General features: G+C 71.8%; 18 protein-coding genes and 1 pseudogene. 8 read left to right on the top strand and 11 right to left on the bottom strand.

Features of this window, described 5'->3' with window-relative positions; genetic code table 11:
• The first annotated feature begins 85 nt into the window (after window positions 1-85).
• Complete coding sequence (locus OOK07_RS40280; protein WP_266801544.1) at window positions 86-478, top strand: VOC family protein; 393 nt, start codon at window positions 86-88, stop codon at window positions 476-478.
• A 27-nt stretch (window positions 479-505) separates the two neighbouring features.
• Here the strand turns inward: OOK07_RS40280 and OOK07_RS40285 are convergent, their stop codons facing one another.
• Window positions 506-790 (bottom strand): DUF4235 domain-containing protein, encoded by a 285-nt coding sequence (locus OOK07_RS40285; RefSeq protein WP_266802281.1) that lies wholly within the window; start codon window positions 788-790, stop codon window positions 506-508.
• Window positions 791-847: 57 nt separating this feature from the next.
• Window positions 848-1,861: a glutathione S-transferase family protein gene (locus OOK07_RS40290; protein ID WP_266801545.1), complete on the bottom strand. Its 1,014-nt coding sequence runs from the start codon at window positions 1,859-1,861 to the stop codon at window positions 848-850.
• A 96-nt stretch (window positions 1,862-1,957) separates the two neighbouring features.
• Between OOK07_RS40290 and OOK07_RS40295 the strand changes: the two genes are divergently transcribed.
• Window positions 1,958-2,926, top strand: coding sequence for a cation diffusion facilitator family transporter (locus tag OOK07_RS40295; protein ID WP_266801546.1), 969 nt, complete (start codon window positions 1,958-1,960; stop codon window positions 2,924-2,926).
• Window positions 2,927-3,189: 263 nt separating this feature from the next.
• Here the strand turns inward: OOK07_RS40295 and OOK07_RS40300 are convergent, their stop codons facing one another.
• Both OOK07_RS40300 and OOK07_RS40305 read right to left on the bottom strand, forming a co-directional pair.
• Window positions 3,190-3,636, bottom strand: coding sequence for a nitroreductase family deazaflavin-dependent oxidoreductase (locus tag OOK07_RS40300; RefSeq protein WP_266801547.1), 447 nt, complete (start codon window positions 3,634-3,636; stop codon window positions 3,190-3,192).
• Between the two features lie 110 nt (window positions 3,637-3,746).
• Window positions 3,747-4,370, bottom strand: coding sequence for a LysE family transporter (locus OOK07_RS40305; protein ID WP_266801548.1), 624 nt, complete (start codon window positions 4,368-4,370; stop codon window positions 3,747-3,749).
• A 279-nt stretch (window positions 4,371-4,649) separates the two neighbouring features.
• Here OOK07_RS40305 and OOK07_RS40310 point away from each other — a divergent pair, with 279 nt between their 5' ends.
• Both OOK07_RS40310 and OOK07_RS40315 read left to right on the top strand, forming a co-directional pair.
• Window positions 4,650-5,849, top strand: a complete 1,200-nt coding sequence (locus OOK07_RS40310; protein ID WP_266801549.1) for a cytochrome P450 — start codon at window positions 4,650-4,652, stop codon at window positions 5,847-5,849.
• Window positions 5,850-5,862: 13 nt separating this feature from the next.
• Window positions 5,863-6,069 carry a ferredoxin gene (locus OOK07_RS40315; protein WP_266801550.1) on the top strand — a complete coding sequence of 69 codons (207 nt, stop codon included), beginning with the start codon at window positions 5,863-5,865 and terminating at the stop codon, window positions 6,067-6,069.
• A 3-nt stretch (window positions 6,070-6,072) separates the two neighbouring features.
• Here the strand turns inward: OOK07_RS40315 and OOK07_RS40320 are convergent.
• Together OOK07_RS40320 and OOK07_RS40325 are read right to left on the bottom strand one after the other, a co-directional pair.
• A pseudogene (locus OOK07_RS40320) lies at window positions 6,073-6,434 on the bottom strand (TetR/AcrR family transcriptional regulator); the annotation flags it as partial.
• 450 nt (window positions 6,435-6,884) lie between these two features.
• On the bottom strand, window positions 6,885-7,727 hold the full coding sequence (locus OOK07_RS40325) for an endo alpha-1,4 polygalactosaminidase (RefSeq protein WP_266801551.1): 843 nt from the start codon (window positions 7,725-7,727) through the stop codon (window positions 6,885-6,887).
• Between the two features lie 243 nt (window positions 7,728-7,970).
• Between OOK07_RS40325 and OOK07_RS40330 the strand changes: the two genes are divergently transcribed.
• On the top strand, window positions 7,971-8,942 hold the full coding sequence (locus OOK07_RS40330; RefSeq protein ID WP_266801552.1) for an aldo/keto reductase: 972 nt from the start codon (window positions 7,971-7,973) through the stop codon (window positions 8,940-8,942).
• Between the two features lie 19 nt (window positions 8,943-8,961).
• Here the strand turns inward: OOK07_RS40330 and OOK07_RS40335 are convergent, their stop codons facing one another.
• Entirely contained in the window at window positions 8,962-9,780 is an 819-nt protein-coding gene (locus tag OOK07_RS40335) for a phytanoyl-CoA dioxygenase family protein (RefSeq protein WP_266801553.1), read from the bottom strand.
• Window positions 9,781-9,843: 63 nt separating this feature from the next.
• Here OOK07_RS40335 and OOK07_RS40340 point away from each other — a divergent pair, with 63 nt between their 5' ends.
• Both OOK07_RS40340 and OOK07_RS40345 read left to right on the top strand, forming a co-directional pair.
• Window positions 9,844-10,746, top strand: a complete 903-nt coding sequence (locus OOK07_RS40340) for a helix-turn-helix domain-containing protein (protein WP_266801554.1) — start codon at window positions 9,844-9,846, stop codon at window positions 10,744-10,746.
• Between the two features lie 404 nt (window positions 10,747-11,150).
• Window positions 11,151-12,989 carry a ricin-type beta-trefoil lectin domain protein gene (locus OOK07_RS40345; protein ID WP_406313131.1) on the top strand — a complete coding sequence of 613 codons (1,839 nt, stop codon included), beginning with the start codon at window positions 11,151-11,153 and terminating at the stop codon, window positions 12,987-12,989.
• 9 nt (window positions 12,990-12,998) lie between these two features.
• Here OOK07_RS40345 and OOK07_RS40350 read toward each other — a convergent pair whose 3' ends face one another.
• The 3 genes from OOK07_RS40350 to OOK07_RS40360 form a co-directional block, all read right to left on the bottom strand.
• Window positions 12,999-14,252: an SLC13 family permease gene (locus OOK07_RS40350; RefSeq protein ID WP_266802283.1), complete on the bottom strand. Its 1,254-nt coding sequence runs from the start codon at window positions 14,250-14,252 to the stop codon at window positions 12,999-13,001.
• A gap of 113 nt (window positions 14,253-14,365) precedes the next feature.
• Window positions 14,366-15,067, bottom strand: coding sequence for a DUF4232 domain-containing protein (locus OOK07_RS40355; RefSeq protein ID WP_266801556.1), 702 nt, complete (start codon window positions 15,065-15,067; stop codon window positions 14,366-14,368).
• Between the two features lie 127 nt (window positions 15,068-15,194).
• Window positions 15,195-16,556 carry a serine/threonine-protein kinase gene (locus OOK07_RS40360; protein ID WP_266801557.1) on the bottom strand — a complete coding sequence of 454 codons (1,362 nt, stop codon included), beginning with the start codon at window positions 16,554-16,556 and terminating at the stop codon, window positions 15,195-15,197.
• A 19-nt stretch (window positions 16,557-16,575) separates the two neighbouring features.
• Here OOK07_RS40360 and OOK07_RS40365 point away from each other — a divergent pair, with 19 nt between their 5' ends.
• Window positions 16,576-17,145: an RNA polymerase sigma factor gene (locus OOK07_RS40365; RefSeq protein WP_266801558.1), complete on the top strand. Its 570-nt coding sequence runs from the start codon at window positions 16,576-16,578 to the stop codon at window positions 17,143-17,145.
• A 4-nt stretch (window positions 17,146-17,149) separates the two neighbouring features.
• Here OOK07_RS40365 and OOK07_RS40370 read toward each other — a convergent pair whose 3' ends face one another.
• The gene (locus tag OOK07_RS40370) at window positions 17,150-19,534 is read right to left on the bottom strand and encodes a SpoIIE family protein phosphatase (protein WP_266801559.1); all 2,385 of its coding nucleotides are present in this window, start codon (window positions 19,532-19,534) and stop codon (window positions 17,150-17,152) included.
• Window positions 19,535-19,778 lie beyond the last annotated feature (244 nt).

Here is a 19,778-nt window from a genome sequence, read left to right on the forward strand (position 1 = left end):
GACTGAAAGGGCCGGACCGGGATATCCGTGAGGTATGGGAGCGGCGGGACACGACGCCCCGCGCCCCCGACCGTTCGGAGGAGACATGCCACTGGTGGAAGCGGGTTACGTGGTGCTCGACTGCGCCGAGCCCGAGAAACTCGCCGTGTTCTACAAGGAGCTGCTGGAGGCCGAGGAGACGGATGCGACCGCCAACCGCGTGGAGATCAAGGGCGCCGATGGCTTCCGGCTGGCCTTCCGCCGCGATGTGAACGCGGTGCCGCCGAGCTGGCCGCGCCCCGAGAACTCCCTCCAGGCCCACCTGGACTTCGTCGTGGCGGACCTGGACGAGGCGGAGCGCAAGGTCGTGGAGCTGGGCGGGCGCCCGCTGGAGACGAAGGACGCCTCCGGGCCGTTCGAGCAACGCGGGTACGCCGACCCGGCCGGCCACTCCTTCACCCTGCGCCGCGTCACGCCGACGGCACCCAAGCAGGGCTGAGTCACCCCACCGGCGGCCCCACCGGCGTCAGTCCCGGCCGCCCTTCTCGGCGACCGGCCAGACGCCGGTGGAGCGTTCGATGGCCTTCGCGCCCGTGCGGTCCACCGCGCTGCGCACCACGGCGAACAGGGCACCCTGGACCGCGGCGGCGAGCAGGATCTCGCCCCAGCCACGCTCCTGGTCCAGGGCGTCGGGCGCGTCCTCCTCGTGCCGCATCGCCATCCACGTCTTGCGGAACGCGAGCCCGGCGAGGGAGCCGCTGACCCAGCCCAGCGCGAACCCCAGGGGCTTGTAGGCGAGGGGCAGCTTCATCTTCTTCTTGTTCTTCGCCACGTCTGTCTCCTTCGTCGGTCGGGGCCGGTGCGTCGGTCAGGGCCGGCTCTGCGGCGCGATCTGCTCGGCCGCGGGCGCGGGCCCCGGTGGCGTCCCGGCGCCGAACGGCCGCCCGCCGAGTTCTTCGCGGTGATGGGGCGTGAGCCACCCGGACGGATCCGGCCCAAGAGGCACGATCCGGGTCGGGTTGATGCCGGTGTGGACCTGGTAGTAGTGCCGTTTGATGTGGTCGAAGTCGACGGTGTCACCGAAGCCGGGCGTCTGGTAGAGGTCACGAACATACGCCCACAGCACCGGGTTCTCGGCCAGCTTCCAGCGGTTGCACTTGAAGTGTCCGTGGTAGACGGCGTCGAAGCGGACCAGGGTGGTGAACAGGCGGATGTCGGCCTCGGTGATGGTGTCGCCGACCAGATAGCGCTGCCGCGCAAGCCGCGGCGTGAGCAGCTCCAGACGGCGGAACACGCCGGTGTACGCGGCCTCGTACTCCTCCTGGTCCGTGGCGAAACCCGCCCGGTACACACCGTTGTTGACGTCCTCGTATATGTCCGCCATCACCGTGTCGATCTCGTCGCGCAGGGCGTGCGGGTACAGGTCGGGCGCCCCGTCGCGGTGCAGGGCGGTCCACTCGGTGGCGAGGTCGAGGGTGAGCTGCCGGTAGTCGTTGGTGACCAGCTTCCCGCTGGGGATGTCGACGATCGCGGGCACGCTCACGCCTCCCGGGTAGCCGGTCTCCCGCCGCTCGTAGGCCTCGCTGAGGAAGCGGATGCCCAGGACCGGGTCACGGCCCCGAGGGTCCAGGGTGAAGCGCCAGCTGCGGTCGTCCTGGACCGGGTCGGCGACGGCGAGGGACAGGGCGTTCTCGAGTCCGAGCAGTCGGCGGGAGACCAGCGCCCGGCTCGCCCACGGACAGGCACGGCTGACCACCAGCCGGTAGCGGTCCGCCTCCACCGGCCACCCGTCCCGGCCGTCCGCCGTGATCCGGTCCGTGAAGTGGCTCTTGGACCGCTTGAACGACTTCTTCCCGTACGTGCTGTTGCCCCCGCCGCCCATGTTTCCTCCCTGCGGTGCGTGTCCCTCAGGGGACGCGTTCCCCGAATTCGGCCGCCCGCACGGTGTGAGCCGCCACGAGAGGGGCAGTCGGCGAAGGTGAGCGGGACATCTTCGCACGACAGGACAGACCGCAGGACTCGCGTCACCGTGCTGGTGGCGCTCGCGGCAAATCTCGTGATCGCGGTGGCGAAGGCCGTCGGCGGCCTGCTGGCCGGATCACCGGCTCTGCTCTCGGAGGCCGCGCACTCCGTGGCCGACAGCCTCAACGAGGTGTTCCTGCTGGCCGCGCTGCGCCGCAGCCGCCGCCCCGCCGACATGCGGCATCCCTTCGGCTACGGCAAGGAGCGCTTCTTCTGGTCGCTCCTCGCGGCCGTCGGAATCTTCGTCATGGGTGGCTGTTTCTCCTTCTTCCAGGGCGTCGAGGCCCTCAGAAACGGCGCCGAGGAGAAGTTCAGCGGCTATGTGGCGGGCCTGATCGTGCTCGGCGTCGCCTTCGTCGCGGAGGGTGCGTCACTGCTGAGGGCGCTGCATCAGGTGCGCCGGCAGGGCGGCAGGAGCGGTATGCAGGACCCCGCACTGCGCACGGTGGTCGCCGAGGACGGCACCGCGGTGCTCGGTGTGACGCTGGCCGCCGCGGGCATGGCGCTGCACATGGTCACCGGACAGGTGGTGTGGGAGGCGTCGGCGTCGCTGGCGATCGGCGTGCTGCTCGTTTTCGTCGCCTACCGCCTGGGCAGCGAGGCGCGCGACCAGCTCATCGGGGAGTCCGCCGACCCGGAGACGGCGGCCCGGATCCGCGAGCTGCTCGACGCGCAGCCCGAGATCGACAGCGTGGAGGCACTGTTCACGATGAAGACGGGCCTCGACACGGCCCTGGTGGCCGCCCGTATCGACCTGATGCCCGGGCTGGACAGCGAGCTGGTCGAGGAGGTCGCCGTACGGATCAAGCGGTCCCTGGCGGACGCCGTGCCCGAGGCCGACCAGATCTTCCTCGACATCACCGACCGGCCGGCCCAGGAGGCGCTGGAAAGCCCCGCCGCGACGGGGGAACGCGGCGGGGCCTGACACACGCGTGCCCTGCGCCATTCACTTCATGCGTACTCGAACGAAGACTTTTTCCGGGCCCGGTTCAGGGACAGGTCCCGGCCCGGTTCAGGGACAGGTCCCGGCCCGGTTCAGGGACAGGTCCCGGCCCGGTTCAGGGACGGGTCCCGGCCCGGTTCAGGGACGGGTCCCGGCCCGGTTCAGGGACGGGTCCCGGCCCGGTTCAGGTGCAGGCCCCGGCCCGGGTCAGGGCTCGGTGATCCGGCCCCCGGCCCGGGCCAGGATCACTTCTCTCCGGGTTCGAGGACGAAGACCGGGATCTGCCGGTCCGTCTTCTTCTGGTAATCGGCATATGGCGGGTAGGCCTCAACGGCACGCTCCCACCACTCGTCCCGCTCGGCGCCGCTGATCTCACGGGCGACGTAGGCCCGCTTCTCCGGTCCGTCCTGGAGCTCCACCTGGGGGTCGGCCTTGAGGTTGTGGTACCAGACCGGGTGCTCGGGGGCGCCGCCCTGCGAGGCGACCACGGCGTACCGGCCGTCGTGCTCGACACGCATCAGCGGCGTCTTGCGGATCTTGCCGCTCTTGACGCCGCGGTTCGTGAGCACGATCACGGGCAGCCCGGTGTCCCGCAGGGTCGTCCCCTTCGTGCCACCGGAGCTCTCGTACAGCTCCACCTGATCCCGCACCCACTGCGCCGGACTCGGTTCGTACTCGCCCTCGAGAGGCATGGCATCCGTCCCATCGTCGTGTCGTACGGCTGACTGGCACCCCGCGTCAACACCGGTGCGCGCAGGATTCATCCATACCGCACCGGCCTTCGGCCACGCAGCCGTGAAGATCAAGCCACCATCCGTACCGCGAGCGCTGTGATCACGCCACTCGACAGCAGCGCCGTCACCAGCCTCCCCCGCCGGCCCGTCAGCGCCCGGCCGAGCAGAGCCCCGCCCCCGGCGAGCAGCAACTGCCAGCTCGCGGACGCGGCGAAGGCGGCCGCGACGAACACCCCCTGCTCCAGGGGCGGCGCCGCCTGTGCGGTGCGGGTGCCGAGGACCAGCGCGGCGAAATAGATCACCGTGGTGGGGTTGAGCAGCGTGACCCCCAGCAGGCTCAGGTACGCCCGTACGGCACTCGGGGGAGGCGGGGCAAACCGGGCGGTGAGCCGGTGACCGCGGTACAGCCGCAGCGCCGCGACCGCGCCCCGCACCGCCAGGGCGGCCAGCACGACGGCCGAGGCCCAGCGCAGCGGCCCCAGTACGGGCCGCAGAGCGGCCGCTAGCGCGGAGCCGCCGAGCGTGGCCAGCAGGGCGTAGAGCCCGTCCGCGGTGGCGACGCCGAGCGCCGCGCAGGCACCGGTCCGCAGCGACGTACGGGCGGTCAGGGACACGAGGTAGGTCGCGACCGCGCCTACGGGAACGGCGATGCCGTAGCCCGCGACCAGGCCCGCGACGAGCGCGGCGGTCACGACGCGGGAAGCGTCGGCCTCCGGTGCCGGCCGGACTGCTGCTGGAACCGCACCGGCATGGCAGTGGCGGTCAGCGGCAGCAGGGTGAACGTCGCAGGCATGACCGGATTCTGGTCGCGGCCGCGGCCGGCCCACAACCGAATTCCGATGCGTGAGCGAGCATCCCCGGCCAGATTGCCCGGACCACCGATCTGGCCGAACTTCACGTCGCCCTATAGGTGCCCCGGGCATCTAATGAAGATCTGCACGACGCACGCTCTTCGTCTGCGAGGTCTTTCCATGATGGAAACGGAACCCGTCGCGTTCCCCCAGGACCGGACCTGTCCCTACCACCCGCCCACCGCCTACGAGCCCCTTCGCGCCACCCGCCCGCTGTCCCGGATCACCCTCTACGACGGCCGTCCGGCCTGGCTCGTCACCGGTCATGCCCTGGCCCGCGATCTGCTGGCCGACCAGCGGCTGTCGACCGACCGCACCCACCCCGACTTCCCGGCACCCACCGAACGCTTCTCGGCGGTGAAGAACCGGAGGGTCGCGCTGCTCGGTGTCGACGACCCGAAACACCGCACTCAGCGGCGGATGATGGTCCCCAGTTTCACTCTCCGGCGGGCCGTCGAACTGCGCCCCGAGATCCAGCGGATCGTGGACGAGCGGATCGACGCGATGGTGGCCCAGGGGCCGCCCGCCGAGCTGGTGAGTGCCTTCGCGCTGCCCGTGCCGTCGATGGTGATCTGCGCACTGCTCGGCGTCCCCTACGCCGACCACGAGTTCTTCGAAGGACAGTCACGCCGGCTGCTGCGCGGCCCCACGGTCGAGGACGTGCAGGACGCTCGCGACCAACTCGACGCGTACTTCGAGGAGTTGATCGACCACAAGCAGAAACAGCCCGAGCCGGGCGACGGCGTGCTGGACGAACTCGTCCACCAGCAGCTGCGCGAGGGAGTGCTCGACCGCCAGGAAGTCATCTCGTTCGCGACCATCCTGCTGGTCGCCGGTCACGAGACGACCGCCAACATGATCTCCCTCGGAACCTTCACGCTCCTCCAACACCCCCAGCGGCTGGCCGAGTTGCGCGGCGACAAGGAGCTGGTGCCTGCGGCGGTGGAGGAGCTGATGCGGATGCTGTCCATCGCGGACGGGCTGCTGCGCCGGGCCACCGAGGACATCGAGGCGGGCGACACGACGATCCGGGCGGGCGACGGCGTCATCTTCGCGACCTCGGTCATCAACCGAGACGAGGACGTCTACCCCGCACCCGACACCCTCGACTGGCATCGCTCCGCCCGCCACCACGTCGCGTTCGGCTTCGGCATCCACCAGTGCCTCGGCCAGAACCTGGCCCGCGCCGAGTTGGAGATCGCCCTGCGCACCCTCTTCGACCGGCTGCCCACGCTGCGCCTCGCCGCTCCGGCGGACGAGATCCCCTTCAAGCCCGGCGACACGATCCAGGGGATGCTGGAACTCCCCGTGACCTGGTAAGAGGCTGCAGGCCATGCACATCGACAGGGACATCGACATCGACAGGGACGTCTGCATCGGGGCCGGCCAGTGCGCGATGGCCGCCCCGGGCGTCTTCTCCCAGGACGACGACGGATTCAGCACGCTGCTGCCGGGCCGCGAGGACGGCGGCGGCGATCCGATGGTGCGGGAGGCCGCCCGGGCCTGTCCGGTGGGCGCCATCACCGTGTCCGAGAGCTGAGGTTCAGCGGGACATCAGCAGCCGCGCCGCCTCACGCGCCCCCCGCGCGGGCTCGGTGCTCCCGGTGATTCCGGCGCTGACCATGGCGCTTCGGCCAGCAGGAACAGCTGCCCGCCAGGGCGCCGGGCAGCCTCGCCGAGGCCACCAGTGCGACGAGGTAGTCCCGGAACGCCCGCTTGTGAGCCCGCACCTGGGCCACCACGCGGGCCGACGTGGCGCCCAGCTCGCCGTAGGAATATCCAGCCACACCCACGGAAACCGTCTTCGCCGAACCGTCGCTCCAGCCAGTCGAAGACGGCCAGGATCCGTTCCCGGGGATCCTGCTGACGCTCCACGAACTCGGCGAGCCGGCCGCGCCGGCGCACTGATACGCCTGCGCGGGATGGGTGTCCGGTTCGGTGAGCCGCACTCCGGTGAGGTGGGGGAGGACGGTGTGCGACCTGAGTTCGGGTGGGAGTGCGCGCTGGACCGACTGGGCGTGGGCCGATACGCGCTCAGGGCCTGTCGGCGACGGTGAAGGAAGTACGGGTGCGTGAGCGGGCGCTCTCGACGACCCGCGGTGTGGAGAGCGCGATCGGGGCCCTGGCGAGGTCTCCGACGAGGCGGGTGCCGCGCCGAGGAGGACCGGTACGAGGTCGACGTGGATCTCGTCCAGGAGCCCGACGCAGAGGGCCTGACGGGCCGGCTCGCCCGCGGCCACCCCCAGGCACGTTCCCCGGCGGCGGCCATGGCCTGGCGTACAGCGCTGTGCAGCCCGTCGGTGACGAACGTGCCGAGCGGCGGCCGACGACGTGACATCCCCTCGGTCGTCGCCCTCACCGGACCTTGCGGACGTAGTCGTCGCTGCCGGGCGTCGAAACCATCACGTCCCGTCGGACGATGCTCAGCCGGTCGCCGAACCCCGTAAGGGCCTTGTGCAGCCCGCTGTCCGAGTACTCGATCACGAGCACCCGGTCGTCGAACGCCTTCGCGTACGCCCCGCACTCGTCGTGCTCCGCGCACTCCTCGGCCACCGCGAAGTCGAGCCCCGTCCGCTTCCTCAGCCCGGCCAGCTCCACCGTGTTCTTCTGCGCGATCGCCAGGTGGCGGGCGTGCGCGTGCCGGGACAGGAGCCTGACGAAGGCGGTTGCGTCGTTCGCCGTCAGCAGGTGCCGGGAGCGGGTGTAGCTGTCGTAGTTGTCCGGCTCGACCGCGTCGAAGCCCTTGGCGGCGCAGCCGTCGATCCAACGGCCGATCCGGGCCGCCACGCGCTGCCGCTTGGCCGGTGTCCGGATGTCGAGCAGTGCCTCTCCCCAGTCCCCGTCGACGACCACCTTGCCCCGCTCGTCCCGCAGCAGGAGGTCGGAGGGCCAGGAGGTGCGCTCGTCCGGCTGGGACTGGAAGGCGTTGACGTAGCAGATGTTGTACAGGCCGGTCGCAGGGGAGGCCGTACGGTCACGACTGACGACGCGGGTGCCTGGCGGCGGGGGATAGGCGCCGCCGATCTGGTAGTCGAAGCCGGCGTGGCGGGGCGGGAGTTGCAGCTCCGCGGACGGCTTCGACGTGCCGGCCGACTCCTTGCCGGAGGAACCGCACGCCGACAACGCGGCGGCGAGCAGAAGACAGGCGCCGACGGCCGTCCCGAGGCCTCCGACGCGAGAGACACCCTTGGCGGGCATGTCCGCTCCATCAATCGCGGGTACGGCCCCGCCTCGGACCGGGTGTCTGAGCGATCCTGGCGACTTTGGCCGGACTTGGAACTCGTCCGCTACCGGCTGGGCGCACCTCTGCGTGCCGCTGAGCGGCCGCGCAAATGATCAAAGCGCCGACGCGGGCACTGCGTCAAGAGGGCGTGGTGCTGGAAGTGCGGGTGAAGTCGTACGCTCCCCTTCGTACCCATCCCGAAGGCAGGAGCAGCAACGATGCAGTACGTGAAGCTCGGTTCGACGGGCCTGGACGTGTCGCGGGTCTGTCTCGGCTGTATGACCTACGGCCTGCCCGACCGCGGCGTGCACGAGTGGACCCTCGACGAGGAGGCCTCGCGTCCCCTGATCCGGCAGGCACTGGAATCCGGGATCAACTTCTTCGACACGGCCAACGTCTACTCCGACGGCACCAGTGAGGAGATCGTCGGCAGGGCGCTGCGGGACTTCGCGAACCGCGACGACATCGTCCTCGCGACGAAGGTGCACGGCCGGATGCGGCCCGGGCCCAACGGCGGCGGCCTGTCCCGCAAGGCGATCATGGCCGAGATCGACCACAGTCTGAGCCGCCTCGGCACCGACTACGCCGACCTCTACCAGATTCACCGCTTCGACCCGCACACCCCCGTCGAGGAGACGATGGAGGCCCTGCGCGATGTGGTGCAGGCGGGCAAGGTGCGCTACATCGGGGCCAGTTCGATGTTCGCCTGGCAGTTCTCCAAGATGCAGTACACCGCCGAGCGGCACGGCTGGACCAAATTCGTGTCCATGCAGAACCACTACAACCTCCTCTACCGCGAGGAGGAGCGCGAGATGCTGCCCCTCTGCGCCGACCAGGGCGTCGGCGTTCTGCCCTGGAGCCCGCTCGCCCGCGGCCGGCTCACCCGGGACTGGGGCACCGTGACGGAGCGCAGCGAGAACGACAACTTCGGCAGCCGCCTCTACCCGGACAGCGACCGCACCATCGTCGAGGCCGTCACCCGCATCGCGGGCGATCGAGGCGTGCCGCGCGCCCGGATCGCCCTCTCCTGGCTGCTGCACCAGGACACGGTGGCGGCGCCGATCGTCGGCGCCGCCAAGCCGCACCACATCGATGACGCGGTGGCCGCCGTCGAACTCGAGCTCAGCGAGAAGGAGATCGAGGAGCTGGAGCAGCCGTACGCGCCGCACGCCATCGTCGGTCACGGCTGACGAGCGCCCCGGCAAGCCCTTAGTGGGGCCCGTGCGGTTCGAACTCCGTGCCGCAGGGACCCGCCCCCTCGCTCTCCGCCAGCAGCACCCGCTCACCGTCCATCGTCACCGTGCGGTAGTAGCGCCCGATGCGCTCCACCGACCGCCCCACGTAGTGACCGATGAACGAGCGGCGGAAACGGTCCGGCGTGCCGTTGGGCTGCGATCCGTGCACCAGGCTGCCGTTGAAGAACAGGACGTCTCCCGGCGCCATGTCGACCGGCACGGCCGCGAGGCCCGGCGGCGGGGGAACGTACTCCCGCGCGAACGACACCTCGGCATCCGCCTCCTCGGGGCAGAACAGGTCCATCCGGTGCGTACCGGGGACGACCTCCAGACCGCCGTTGTCCCGGTCGATCACGTCGCAGGCCACCCACGCCGCCACACATGTGCCCGGCTCGACCCGCAGATAGAAGTTGTCCTGGTGCAACGCCTGCCCCCGGGCTCCCGGCGGCTTGAAGTAGAACATGCTCTGGGCGGCCAGGACCTCTTCGCCGAGCAGAGCCTCCAGCACCGTGCGCAGCCGGGCGTCGAGCAGGAGGCGCCGGGCGGGCTCGCTGATCTCGTGCGGGTGCATCACCCTCGGGTACGCGGCCAGCGGATCCTCGGACGTGCGCGGCTGGAAGTGCCCTGGCACCGGCCCGGCCGCGTGCAGTGCCGCGAAGTGGGCGCAGAGCCGGTCGATCTCGTCGTGGCCGAACAGCCCGCGCACGACGGTGAACCCGTCCTCCTCGAACCGCCTCAGCCCGTCCTGGGTCAGGATGGAGGCGCCGGCGGCGCCCATGTCCATGGCTGTCATGCGTCCACTCCTCGGTCAGGTGTCCTCGGCTCATCACGCTAGGCCGCCGCACTCCTGAGGAGGATGCCCGTGAACGCTGACGGACTGCCCGAGACTGCTGCGCCGCCGCCGGGCCTGGTCGTGGTCGGCCGCTACGACCAGCTCCAGGGGTACGGCGTCGACCGGCCGCGGGGCGCCGAGAGCTGGCTGTTCACCTGGACGACGGGCGGGCACGGCCGGCTGCGCCAGGGAGCGGCCGAGGCACGGGCGGGCGCGGGAGACCTGGTGGTGCTCGCCCCGGGCGTCCGGCACGAGTACGCCGTCGAACCGGGCGCCCGCAGCTGGCAGTTCTGGTGGGTGCACTGCCAGGCGCGCCCCGCCTGGTCGCCGTGGCTGCGTCCGTACGACACCGGCGACGGACTGTTCGTCGTCACGCCGACACCGGCCACCCTGCACGAACGGGTCGGGGCGGCCTTCCGCCGGATGCTCGCCGACGCCCGCTGGACGGGAACCGACGCACCGCCCGCCACCTCACCGGACGACCGGGTCGCGGTCGCGCACGGCACTGCGGCCCGGGAACTCGCCCTGTCCTCGCTGGAGGAGATCGTCCTTCTGTCGGCCGCCACCGCGCGGCCCCCGGCGCCCTCTCCCGGCGCAGACCCCCGGGTGCGGCACGCCGAGGCACTGATCGCCGCGGACCCCGGGGCCCCGCACACCGTGCGCTCGCTCGCCGAGAGCGTGTCGCTGTCGCCCTCACGGTTCGCCCACCTGTTCACCCGGCAGTCCGGGCAGTCCCCGATGCGCGCGCTGCGCGAGGCCCGCCTGCGGCATGCCGCTCGGCTTCTGGAGAGTACGGATCTGTCAGTGGACAGGGTGGCCGCGGCCTCGGGCTTCGCCAGCCCCTTCCACTTCAGCCGCGTCTTCCACGCGCGTTACGGTGCACCGCCCGGCGCCTACCGGAGGGGCGGCTCAATGGTTGAAACGTGAGCCGAAGTGCGCCGCACGACCCGTCGGATGTGCGCCGGGACGGCCGTTCAATGGTTGGGGAGGTGGGCCGCACCGCGAGCCTGCTGAATCCCATTCCCGATTACCGCCCGACAACGTTGACGATTCGTCAAATCTCCTCGGCGGGCAGGCGAAGCACAAAACCGCGAGATCTCTTGTTAGGCCTCCCTGACCTGTGTAAAGGTGTGCCCTGTCGGCGCACGGGCAATGGATTTTATTGCTGGGCGCACGAGGCCGCTCCCGTTCGACCTACGCTTCAAAAGAGCTTCCCCAGGTGGACGTTCGAGCTGCTGAATCCTGTACGGGCGGACACTGTCGCACGGGCGACGGGTCCTCATACCCATTGGTATGGACTTTATGCGCATGCCGCCGAGAGGAATGCAGCCGTGAAAGACGCCGGCCTGTCGAATTCCCCCATGTCCGACCGCCGGTTCGACGTCACCGACGAACAACTGAGCGCCGAGCTCAAGAAGTGGACGGGGACGACACCCGCGCTGCAGCCCGTCGGTGAGCTGCTCGACCGGCACTGGGAAGCGGCGTTCGCCTATGCCCGGCTGTGCACCGACGGTGCCCCTTCCGCGGGAATGCTCACGACCGCCGCATTCACCCGGCTCTTCGGCGAAACCCTGCGGCAGAACGGGCCGACGTCCGCCTGGCGTCCCCAACTGCTCGTCACCGTGCGCCGCATCGCGGCGGAGTGGGACAACGACCACAGACGGGAACACCTCCACCCCGAACTGTGCTCCCAGGGCGGTGACCGCGTCGCGGCCCGCCTGCTCCCGGCGGCCGACCGGCGCCTGCTGTCCGGAGCCTTCCAGCGGCTTCCCCAGTCGGCCCGCTGCCTGCTGTGGCACGTGGAGGTCGAGGCCGAGCCGTTGGACATACCCGGCGGCCTGCTGGGCCTGGAGGAGGACGACGCGCGCGTCGAGCTGGAGCGGGCCCGTGAACGCCTGCGCGAGGAGTGCCTCCAGGTCCACCGCGAACTCGCCCCCGACCAGGAATGCCGGCGCTACCTGCGCATGCTCGACGTGACCTACCGGCGCGGCGGTGTCGACATCGACCCCGACCTGAAGGCCCACCTCGCCGGCTGCCGGCACTGCCGCCACACGGCCGACCAACTCGCACAGTTCAACCACGGCATCGGCCTCGCCCTGGCGGAGGCGGTGCTCGGCTGGGGCGCCCGGGCCTACGTGGAATCCCGCGCCTCCCGGCCCGAGGAGCCCGGCGCTCTTCCCGAGGAGATCCCGGCCCCGCCCATACCGGGCGAGCCCTTCACCCGCGAGTACCCCTCTCCCGGCGCGGGCTCCCGTACCGGGGGCCGCGCCGCCGCCCGCCGCTCGGCCCACAGGGCGGCCCGGCACGCCGGAGCCCGCCGCCGCAATCTCGCCGCGGCCGTCCTGACGGTGAGCGGGCTGATCGTCCTCCCGCTGGTCCTGTGGTCCGTGCTCGGTTCCGGCGACGACGGCACCACGGCCGACGGCGGCCACCCCTCCGAGACACCCGGCAGCGGCAAGGGCTCGCCGGCGGCCGACCCGTCCTGGGTCAGCGCCGGCACGGGCTCCCAGGGCACCCTGCGCGGCGGGCTCCACAACGTCGACTCCGGACTGTGTGTCGCCGTCATCGGCAAGAAGGCCGTCGAGGGAGCCGAGACCGAGCTCGCCGACTGCTCCTCGGCCGCCGTCCAGCAGTGGTCGTACGAGACCGACGGCCGTCTGCGCAGCGTCGCGGACCCCGGCCTGTGTCTGGACTCCCACCTCGGCTTCGCGGTGCAGCTCGCCCCGTGCACGGGCGCGTCCAGGCCGGGTGCCAGGAACATCCGTTACGACTTCACCCTGCAGGGCACGCTCGTTCCGCGCTGGGACCAGGACCTGGCACTGACCCCCGCCGCCACCGACGGTTCGGGCGCGCTGGTCGTCAAGACCCGCGACGACGGCGCCGCCCAGCGCTGGGTCTTCGACACCTCCAAGGCCGACCTCCAGATGCAGGTGGTCAACTGGGACACCGACAGCGGTCCCCTGCACTCGCCCTCGGCGACGCCCACCCCCAGGGCCTCCAGGACACCGAGCCCCACAGCGACGCCGTCCACGACCCCGACGGCCACCCAGCCGACGCCGACCGGCACCCATCCCGCGAACCCCTACTGCTACTACAACCCGTCCCACTGCGGATGGGGCGGGTACGGCTCGGACCCTGGTCACGGATACGGCGGTGGCGGCCGCCACTGACCGGCAGGCTCAGCCGACGACCTGGAGCGACAGCCACAGCGCCGCCACGGCCGAGACGAGCGCGGCCGGGGTGGCGAGCAGACCGAGGCGGGTGAACTCCCCGAGCTCGACGTCCTGGCCGTGCCCGTGCACGATGCGCCGCCACAGCAGCGTCGCCAGCGATCCCGCGTACGTCAGGTTCGGGCCGATGTTCACGCCGAGCAGCACCGCCAGCACCGCACCGGGCCCGGCCGCCGCGGTCAGCGGCAGCAGGACCAGCACCGCCGGAAGGTTGTTGATCAGGTTCGCCAGCACGGCGGCCAGCGCGGCGATGCCCAGCAGCGCGAGCAGCCCCGACCCGCTGGGCAGCACGTGGCCGAGCGCGTCGGCGAGCCCGTTGTCCACCACGGCCCGCACGACGATGCCGAGCGCGAGGACGAACGCGAGGAAGGCGGGGGAGGAGGCCCGCAGTACGGAGAGGGGAGTGGCCCGCCGCCGTAGCATCGCGCGGCCGGCCAGCACCAGCGCACCCGCTGCCGCCACCCAGGCCGGATCGATGCCGACCGCCGAGGCCACGACGAACCCGGCCAGCGTGCACGCCACGGTGACCAGCGCGAACACGGGCAGTCCGGGCGTCTCACCGGGTTCGGGGGAGTGCAGGGACGCGGTGAGGTCGTCGGCGAAGTAGCGCCGGAAGACCAGGTACTCGGCGCCGATCGCGACCAGCCACGGCAGCGCCATCAGAGCCGCGAACCGGGTGAAGCTCAGCCCGCTCGTCTCGAAGGCCAGCAGGTTGGTGAGATTGGAGACGGGCAGGAGCAGTGAGGCAGTGTTCGAGAGGTGGGCGCACGCGTACAGGTGCGGCCTGGCCCGCACACCGGCACGGGCGGCGGTGGCGAGCACCACCGGTGTCAGCAGCACCACGGTGGCGTCCAGGCTGAGCACGGCCGTGATCGCCGAGGCCAGCACGAAGACCGCCGCGAGCAGTCGCCCGGGCGAACCCGCCGCTCGCCGGGCCATCCAGGCCCCGCACGCCTGGAAGAGCCCTTCGACGTCACAGAAGTGCGCCAGCACCAGTACCGCGGCGAGGAATCCGACGACGGGCCCGAGACTTGCCGCCTCAGCCCGTGCGTGGTCCAGGGAGATCGCGCCCGTCGCGATCACCACCCCGGCGGCCGGGACCGCCAGCACGGCCTCGGGCAGTCCCTTCGGGCGCAACACCGCCCATGCGAGGACGGCGACGAGCAGGACGACGGACAGTATTTCGGCGAGCGGGGTGTTCAGAACGGGGTCCTTCAGAGCGGATCTGGGCAGATCTGAGCGGATCTGGGCGGGCCGGGTCGGCGCCTTCAATGAAAGCAGGCCGACGTGAACGGTCCCGCCGGGCCCCCGCCCGCTCAGGGGCCGGTACCCGGGCTGAACACCATCAGGAACACGGAGGACGCGTTGCCGGACACCGGGACCGGTCCGCCCGTCCACTTCACCGAGAGGTGCGCCCGCTCGTCCGGCGGGGTCACCAGCAGCGAGGCCGGAGTGGCCGGGTGCGCGCCGCTGACCTCAGGGTTCGAGAACGTCATCCCGGCCCAGGCGCTCTTTCCCGGCGCCAGTGTCACCGTCGCGGGCGTACCCGACTCACGCTTCGGGTCCGGGCCCAGCTGCCGGCCCGACGCGTCGACGAACGCGGCACCCGGGTAGCCCCGCACGGTGCAGGTGCGGGCGGACGTGTTGGTCAGCACGATCGGGAAGTTCTCCTGCCCGGCACCCGGGTCGTTCCGCCCGACGCTCGCTCGCAGCTCGGAGGTGTGGCAACGTCCACGCATGCCGGCGCCGGCATGCGTGGACGTGGTCGTAGACCGGGGCGTGGCCCTGGACGCGGTCGCGGTGGCCTCGCCCTGCGCGGTGCCCGACGCGGAGGGGGACGCGCTGGCCTGGCCGGTGCTGTGGCCGCCGGTGGCGGGCGCGGCCGTACCGGACAGCGTGCGTGGCGAGCTCGCCGTGGTGCCGTCGCCGCTGCTGCCGCAGGCCGTCAGCAGACCCAGCACCGCGACCGCGCTCGCGAGCAGGGCCGTCCGGTGTACGGAGGGGGACTTCTTCGCCATGGTCCTCAACACTCCCGGTGATTCCACGCACACACCTTGGCGTGTGCGTACGGCGCTCTGTGCCCCGTCACACAGTTCCGATGCGCGCCGGGGCGGAAAAGTTCGCGCGCGACCCGAGTGGTCCGCGTCAGCTTGCGATGCGTACGGAGTCGAGGACGCGGTCGGTCGCCGAGGCCCGGCCACTCTGCCGGATCTGCACGTACACCCGAGTCTGCGCGCCGCCGGCCGTCGGGGCGAGTGCGGCCTCCGTGACCGACCCGCCTCCCGGGCAGCGACTCCAGCCGCGGATCCGGCCGTGCTCGGTCGGGCCGGTGTAGGCGCGACTGCCGTCGTAGTGACAGCCTGGGTGGGTGAGAGTGTTCACCGCGGCCGTGAGGTCGCCGTGCTCACTCAGGCCCACGAACACGCCGTTCACGTCGGCCCCCAGGTCCTGCCACTCGGTCAGGTGGTCGGCGACGACGAGCCCCGGCTGGTGGCCGGAGGGCAGGCCGAGCGCCCGCGGATCCCACCCCGAGTCGCGCAGCTGGCGGCCCCAGTCGCCCGGCACCTCGGCGACGATCCGGTCGCTCGTGTCCGTGACCCGCACGTCCGCGGCCGGGGACTGCCGCTCGACCAGCGCCGCGGTCACGCCGGCAGCCGCGACGAGGGCCACGGCGCCCGTCAGGGCGAGAGCCCTACGTCGTCTTCGGGGGCGGAGGCCGGACGAGGCGAGCCGATCCAGCTCGTCCGCGAAGGCCTCGGCGTCGGGCCAGCGGCGTCTGCGGTCCGGCGCAAGCGCCCGCATCAGGGCCCGCCGGATGGCCGGGGCCAGATCCGGACGCAGCCGGTCGGGCCGTACGACCCTGCCCGGCTCACCCGGAACCGTGCCGGTGACCAGGTGGTAGCCGACCGCGCCCAGACTGTACACATCGGCCCGGGCGTCGATGCCCGCGCCGGCCTCTGCCTGCTCGGGTGGCCGGTAGCCCGCGGAACCGGCCGCCTGCGTGAGACCCGACGCCTCGGCCAGGCTCTTGGCCAGCCCGAGGTCGGCGAGCAGCACCCGGGAGACGCCCTCGGGGGAGGTGCACAGCAGCACGTTGGTCGGCTTGATGTCCCGGTGCACGATCCCCGCCGCGTGCAGCGCGGCCGCGCCGCGGGCCGCCAGCGCCGTCAGACGCAGTGCCTCGGGCACCGGCAGCGGACCGGCGGCCAGCAGCTCGGCGAGGGTGCCGCCGTCGGCGTACTCCATCACGAAGTACGGTCTGCCGTCCGGGAGTTCACCGATGTCGTGGACCTGCACCACCCGGTCGGAGCCCGCCCGGCGCAGCATCCGCGCCTCGGCCAGGAACCGCTCGCGGACATCGAGCCGGTGGGACCAGTTGTCCGCGAGAACCTTGACCGCCACCGGTGCCCGCAGTTCGTCGTCGTGCGCGAGCCAGACCGTGCCGAACGCGCCCGCGCCCAGGCGCCGTTCGAGGCGGTAGCGCCCGATCCGCTCGACGGAGTGCATACGACTATCATGCCTGGCCGTGGATCGTTTCCGAGGAGAGCCCCAGGTCGCGCAGACCGAGGAGCTGGCCCGCGACGCCGCGGCGGGCGACACGGCGGCACTGGAGGAGCTGCTCCAGGCGATCCGCCCGGAGGTCCTGCGGCGCTGTGGCCGGTTCCTGCCCTGCCGCGAGGACGCCGAGGAGGCCGCACAGGACGTCCTGCTCCAGGTCGCCCGGAAGATCGGTACCTTCCAGGGCCGTAGCCGCTTCAGCACCTGGCTCTACACGGTCGTCGCCAACTGCTGCCGTCAGAAGTACCGCGAACTCAAGCGGCGCTCGGCCGAACAGCCGGCCCCGATCGACGCGGAGCGGCACGCCGACCCGCGCACGACCAGCGTCATCGCCGGATCCCGCCTCGACCTGCTGGAGGCGCTGGACCGGCTGGAGCGCGAGCATCCCCAGCTGGTCGAGCCGCTGGTGTACCGCGACATCTGCCAGCTGGAGTACGCCGAGGCGGCCGAGCGCGCCGGGATCCCACTGGGCACGTTCAAGTCGCGGCTGCACGAGGCGCGCCGGCAGGTCAGGCCCTGGCTGACGGACACGCCCTGAGCGCTCAGGCCTCGTCGAGCAGGCCGATCTCCGCCCAGATCGTCTTGCCGTCCGTCGTGTGACGGCTGCCCCAGCGCTCGGTGAGCTGAGCGACCAGGAGCAGGCCGCGGCCGCCCTCGTCCCACGTCTTGGCGCGGCGCAGATGCGGGGCGGTGTGGCTGGTGTCGGACACCTCGCAGATCAGCGTGGCCGTGTCGTGGATCAGCCGCAGCCGGATCGGGCGGGCGCCGTACCGGATCGCGTTGGTGACCAGCTCGCTCACCACCAGCTCGGCGGTGAAGGCCGCGTCCTGCAGCCCCCAGGTGTCCAGCTGCTCCACGGCCTGCTTGCGGATGGGCGCGACCAGCGCCGGGTCCGGGGGGATGTCCCAGGTCGCGACCTGGGAGGCGGGCAGTCCGCGGGTACGGGCCAGCAGCAGGGCCACGTCGTCCAGGGCGCCGCCCGTCGGCAGCAGGGAGTGCAGGACCCGGTCGCATGTCTCGTCCAGCGAGTCGGAGTACATCGCCAGCGCGTCGCGCAGCAGCTGGTGACTGGCGTCCACGTCCCGCTCGCGGCTCTCGATCAGGCCGTCCGTGTAGAACGACAGCACGCTGCCCTCACGCAGCTCCAGCTCGGCGGACTCGAACGGCAGCCCGCCCAGGCCCAGCGGCGGCCCGGCCGGCAGTTCCACCTGCTCCGGCTCGCCCCCGGGCGGCACCACGACCGGCGGCGGATGGCCGGCCCGGGCCAGCGTGCAGCGCCGCGAAACCGGGTCGTAGACCGCGTACAGACAGGTGGCGCCGACCTCGCCGGGACTGCCGTCGGTGCCGGCCTCCGCCGACAGCCGCACCACCAGGTCGTCGAGGTGGGTGAGCAGCTCGTCGGGGGCCAGGTCGATGTCGGCGAGCGTGCGGACGGCGGTACGCAGTCGGCCCATCGTGGCCGAGGCCTGGATGCCGTGGCCCACGACGTCCCCGACGACCATCGCGACCCGCATCCCGGACAGCGGGATCACATCGAACCAGTCACCGCCCACCCCGGCCCGCGCCGCCGGAAGGTAGCGCGAGGCGGCATCGACGGCGGCGGTGCGCGGCAGCGAGCGGGGCAGCAGGCTGCGCTGCAGGGCCAGGGCGGTCTCGCGCTCGCGGGAGAAACGGCGGGCGTTGTCGATGCACACGGCGGCCCGGGCGGTGATCTCCTCGGCGAGCAGCATGTCGTCGGCCGTGAACGGGTCGGGGCGCCTGAACCGGGTGAGGACCGCGACCCCGAGGGTGAGACCGCGGGCCTGGATCGGCACGGACATCGTGGAGTGGATGCCGTACGCCCTGACCCGCTCGGCGCGCGCCTTGTGCCAGCTGAGCCACTTGTCGAGTGCGCCCGAGGCGTACGAGGCGACGATCGTGCGGCCCGCCACCAGGGAGTCGGCCTGTGGTGAGCCGTCGGGATAGACCTCCAGCTGTCCGGGTTTGAGGACGGCCTCGGGCGTGCCGGGGTTGACCGAGCCGTGCGCGGCGCGGCGCATCTCGATCGGGGCGCTGAGCCGCGGCGGGGGCTCGACGCCGTGCTCCTGCAGGTCCAGCAGGTCGACACTGACCAGGTCGGCCAGCGCGGGCACGAACACGTCCGTCAGCTCCTGTGCCGTACGGGTGACGTCGAGGGTGGAGCCGATGCGCACGCTCGCCTCGTTGACCAGTTGCAGCCGCTCGCGGGAGAGGTAGTTGTCGGTGAAGTCGTGCGCGGCCAGGCACACGCCCCGCACCTGCCCCTCGGAATCCCTGACCGGGGCCATCCGGGCGAGCCAGGCGTGCGCGGCGACCTCGCCGCCGGTCCGCATGTACGTCTGGATGTCCGCCGCCCGCCCTGAGGCGAGGACCCGCAGCATGTTCTCCTCGAGCTGCTCGCTCTCCGGTCTGCCGCCGATCTCGGACAGGCGCAGCCCCCGGATGCGCTCCTCGGGCAGCCCGATCACGTCGGCCATGGCGTCGTTGATGTGGCGCAGCCGCAGCCGCTCGTCGTAGACGGCGACAGCGCAGGGTGACTGGGTAAGCGCGGCGGTGGCCAGTGCGTCTTCCGCGGAGCGGCTGCCGCCGCCGTCGAGCGGGCTGAAGGCGTGCCAGCGGCCGCGGCCGCCATCCTGCGCCCGTCGGTGGTGGGCCACCAGCCACACGGCCACCTCGCCTCCGTCCCGGCGGAGCAGGGTGACGGTGCCGTCCCAGCGCAGTCCGTCGGGCGGGAACGGCGTGTGCGGCCCGCTGCCGGCGAGCAGGCGCCCGGCGGGGCGCCCCACGACCTCGGCGGCAGGCCAGCCGAGCAGCCGCTCGGCTCCGACGTTCCACTCGACGAGCGTGCCGGAGTCGTCGACGGCGGCGCGCGCCGTCGCGGCATCGTCGAACGGATACTCCGGGTTCATCTCCGCCACTCCATCGCGAACACTCACAGTGAACCGGTGAGTCACTTGAGTTCCAGCCTAGTGCGTCCGCGTCGCGTACGGACGGGAACCCCGTCGCGCACCCGGCCCGACGGTCAAGGGGGAAATCCGGCCGTTGTGCCCCGTGGGGCAGAAGGAGGTCACCGCACCCTTGACGGCCACGTGTGGTCCAGCGTCAGAATCTGTTTGTTCACGATCAGTTATGAGTACTTCTGGGCCCTGATGA

The organism is Streptomyces sp. NBC_00078 (assembly GCF_026343335.1).
Taxonomy (GTDB): domain Bacteria; phylum Actinomycetota; class Actinomycetes; order Streptomycetales; family Streptomycetaceae; genus Streptomyces.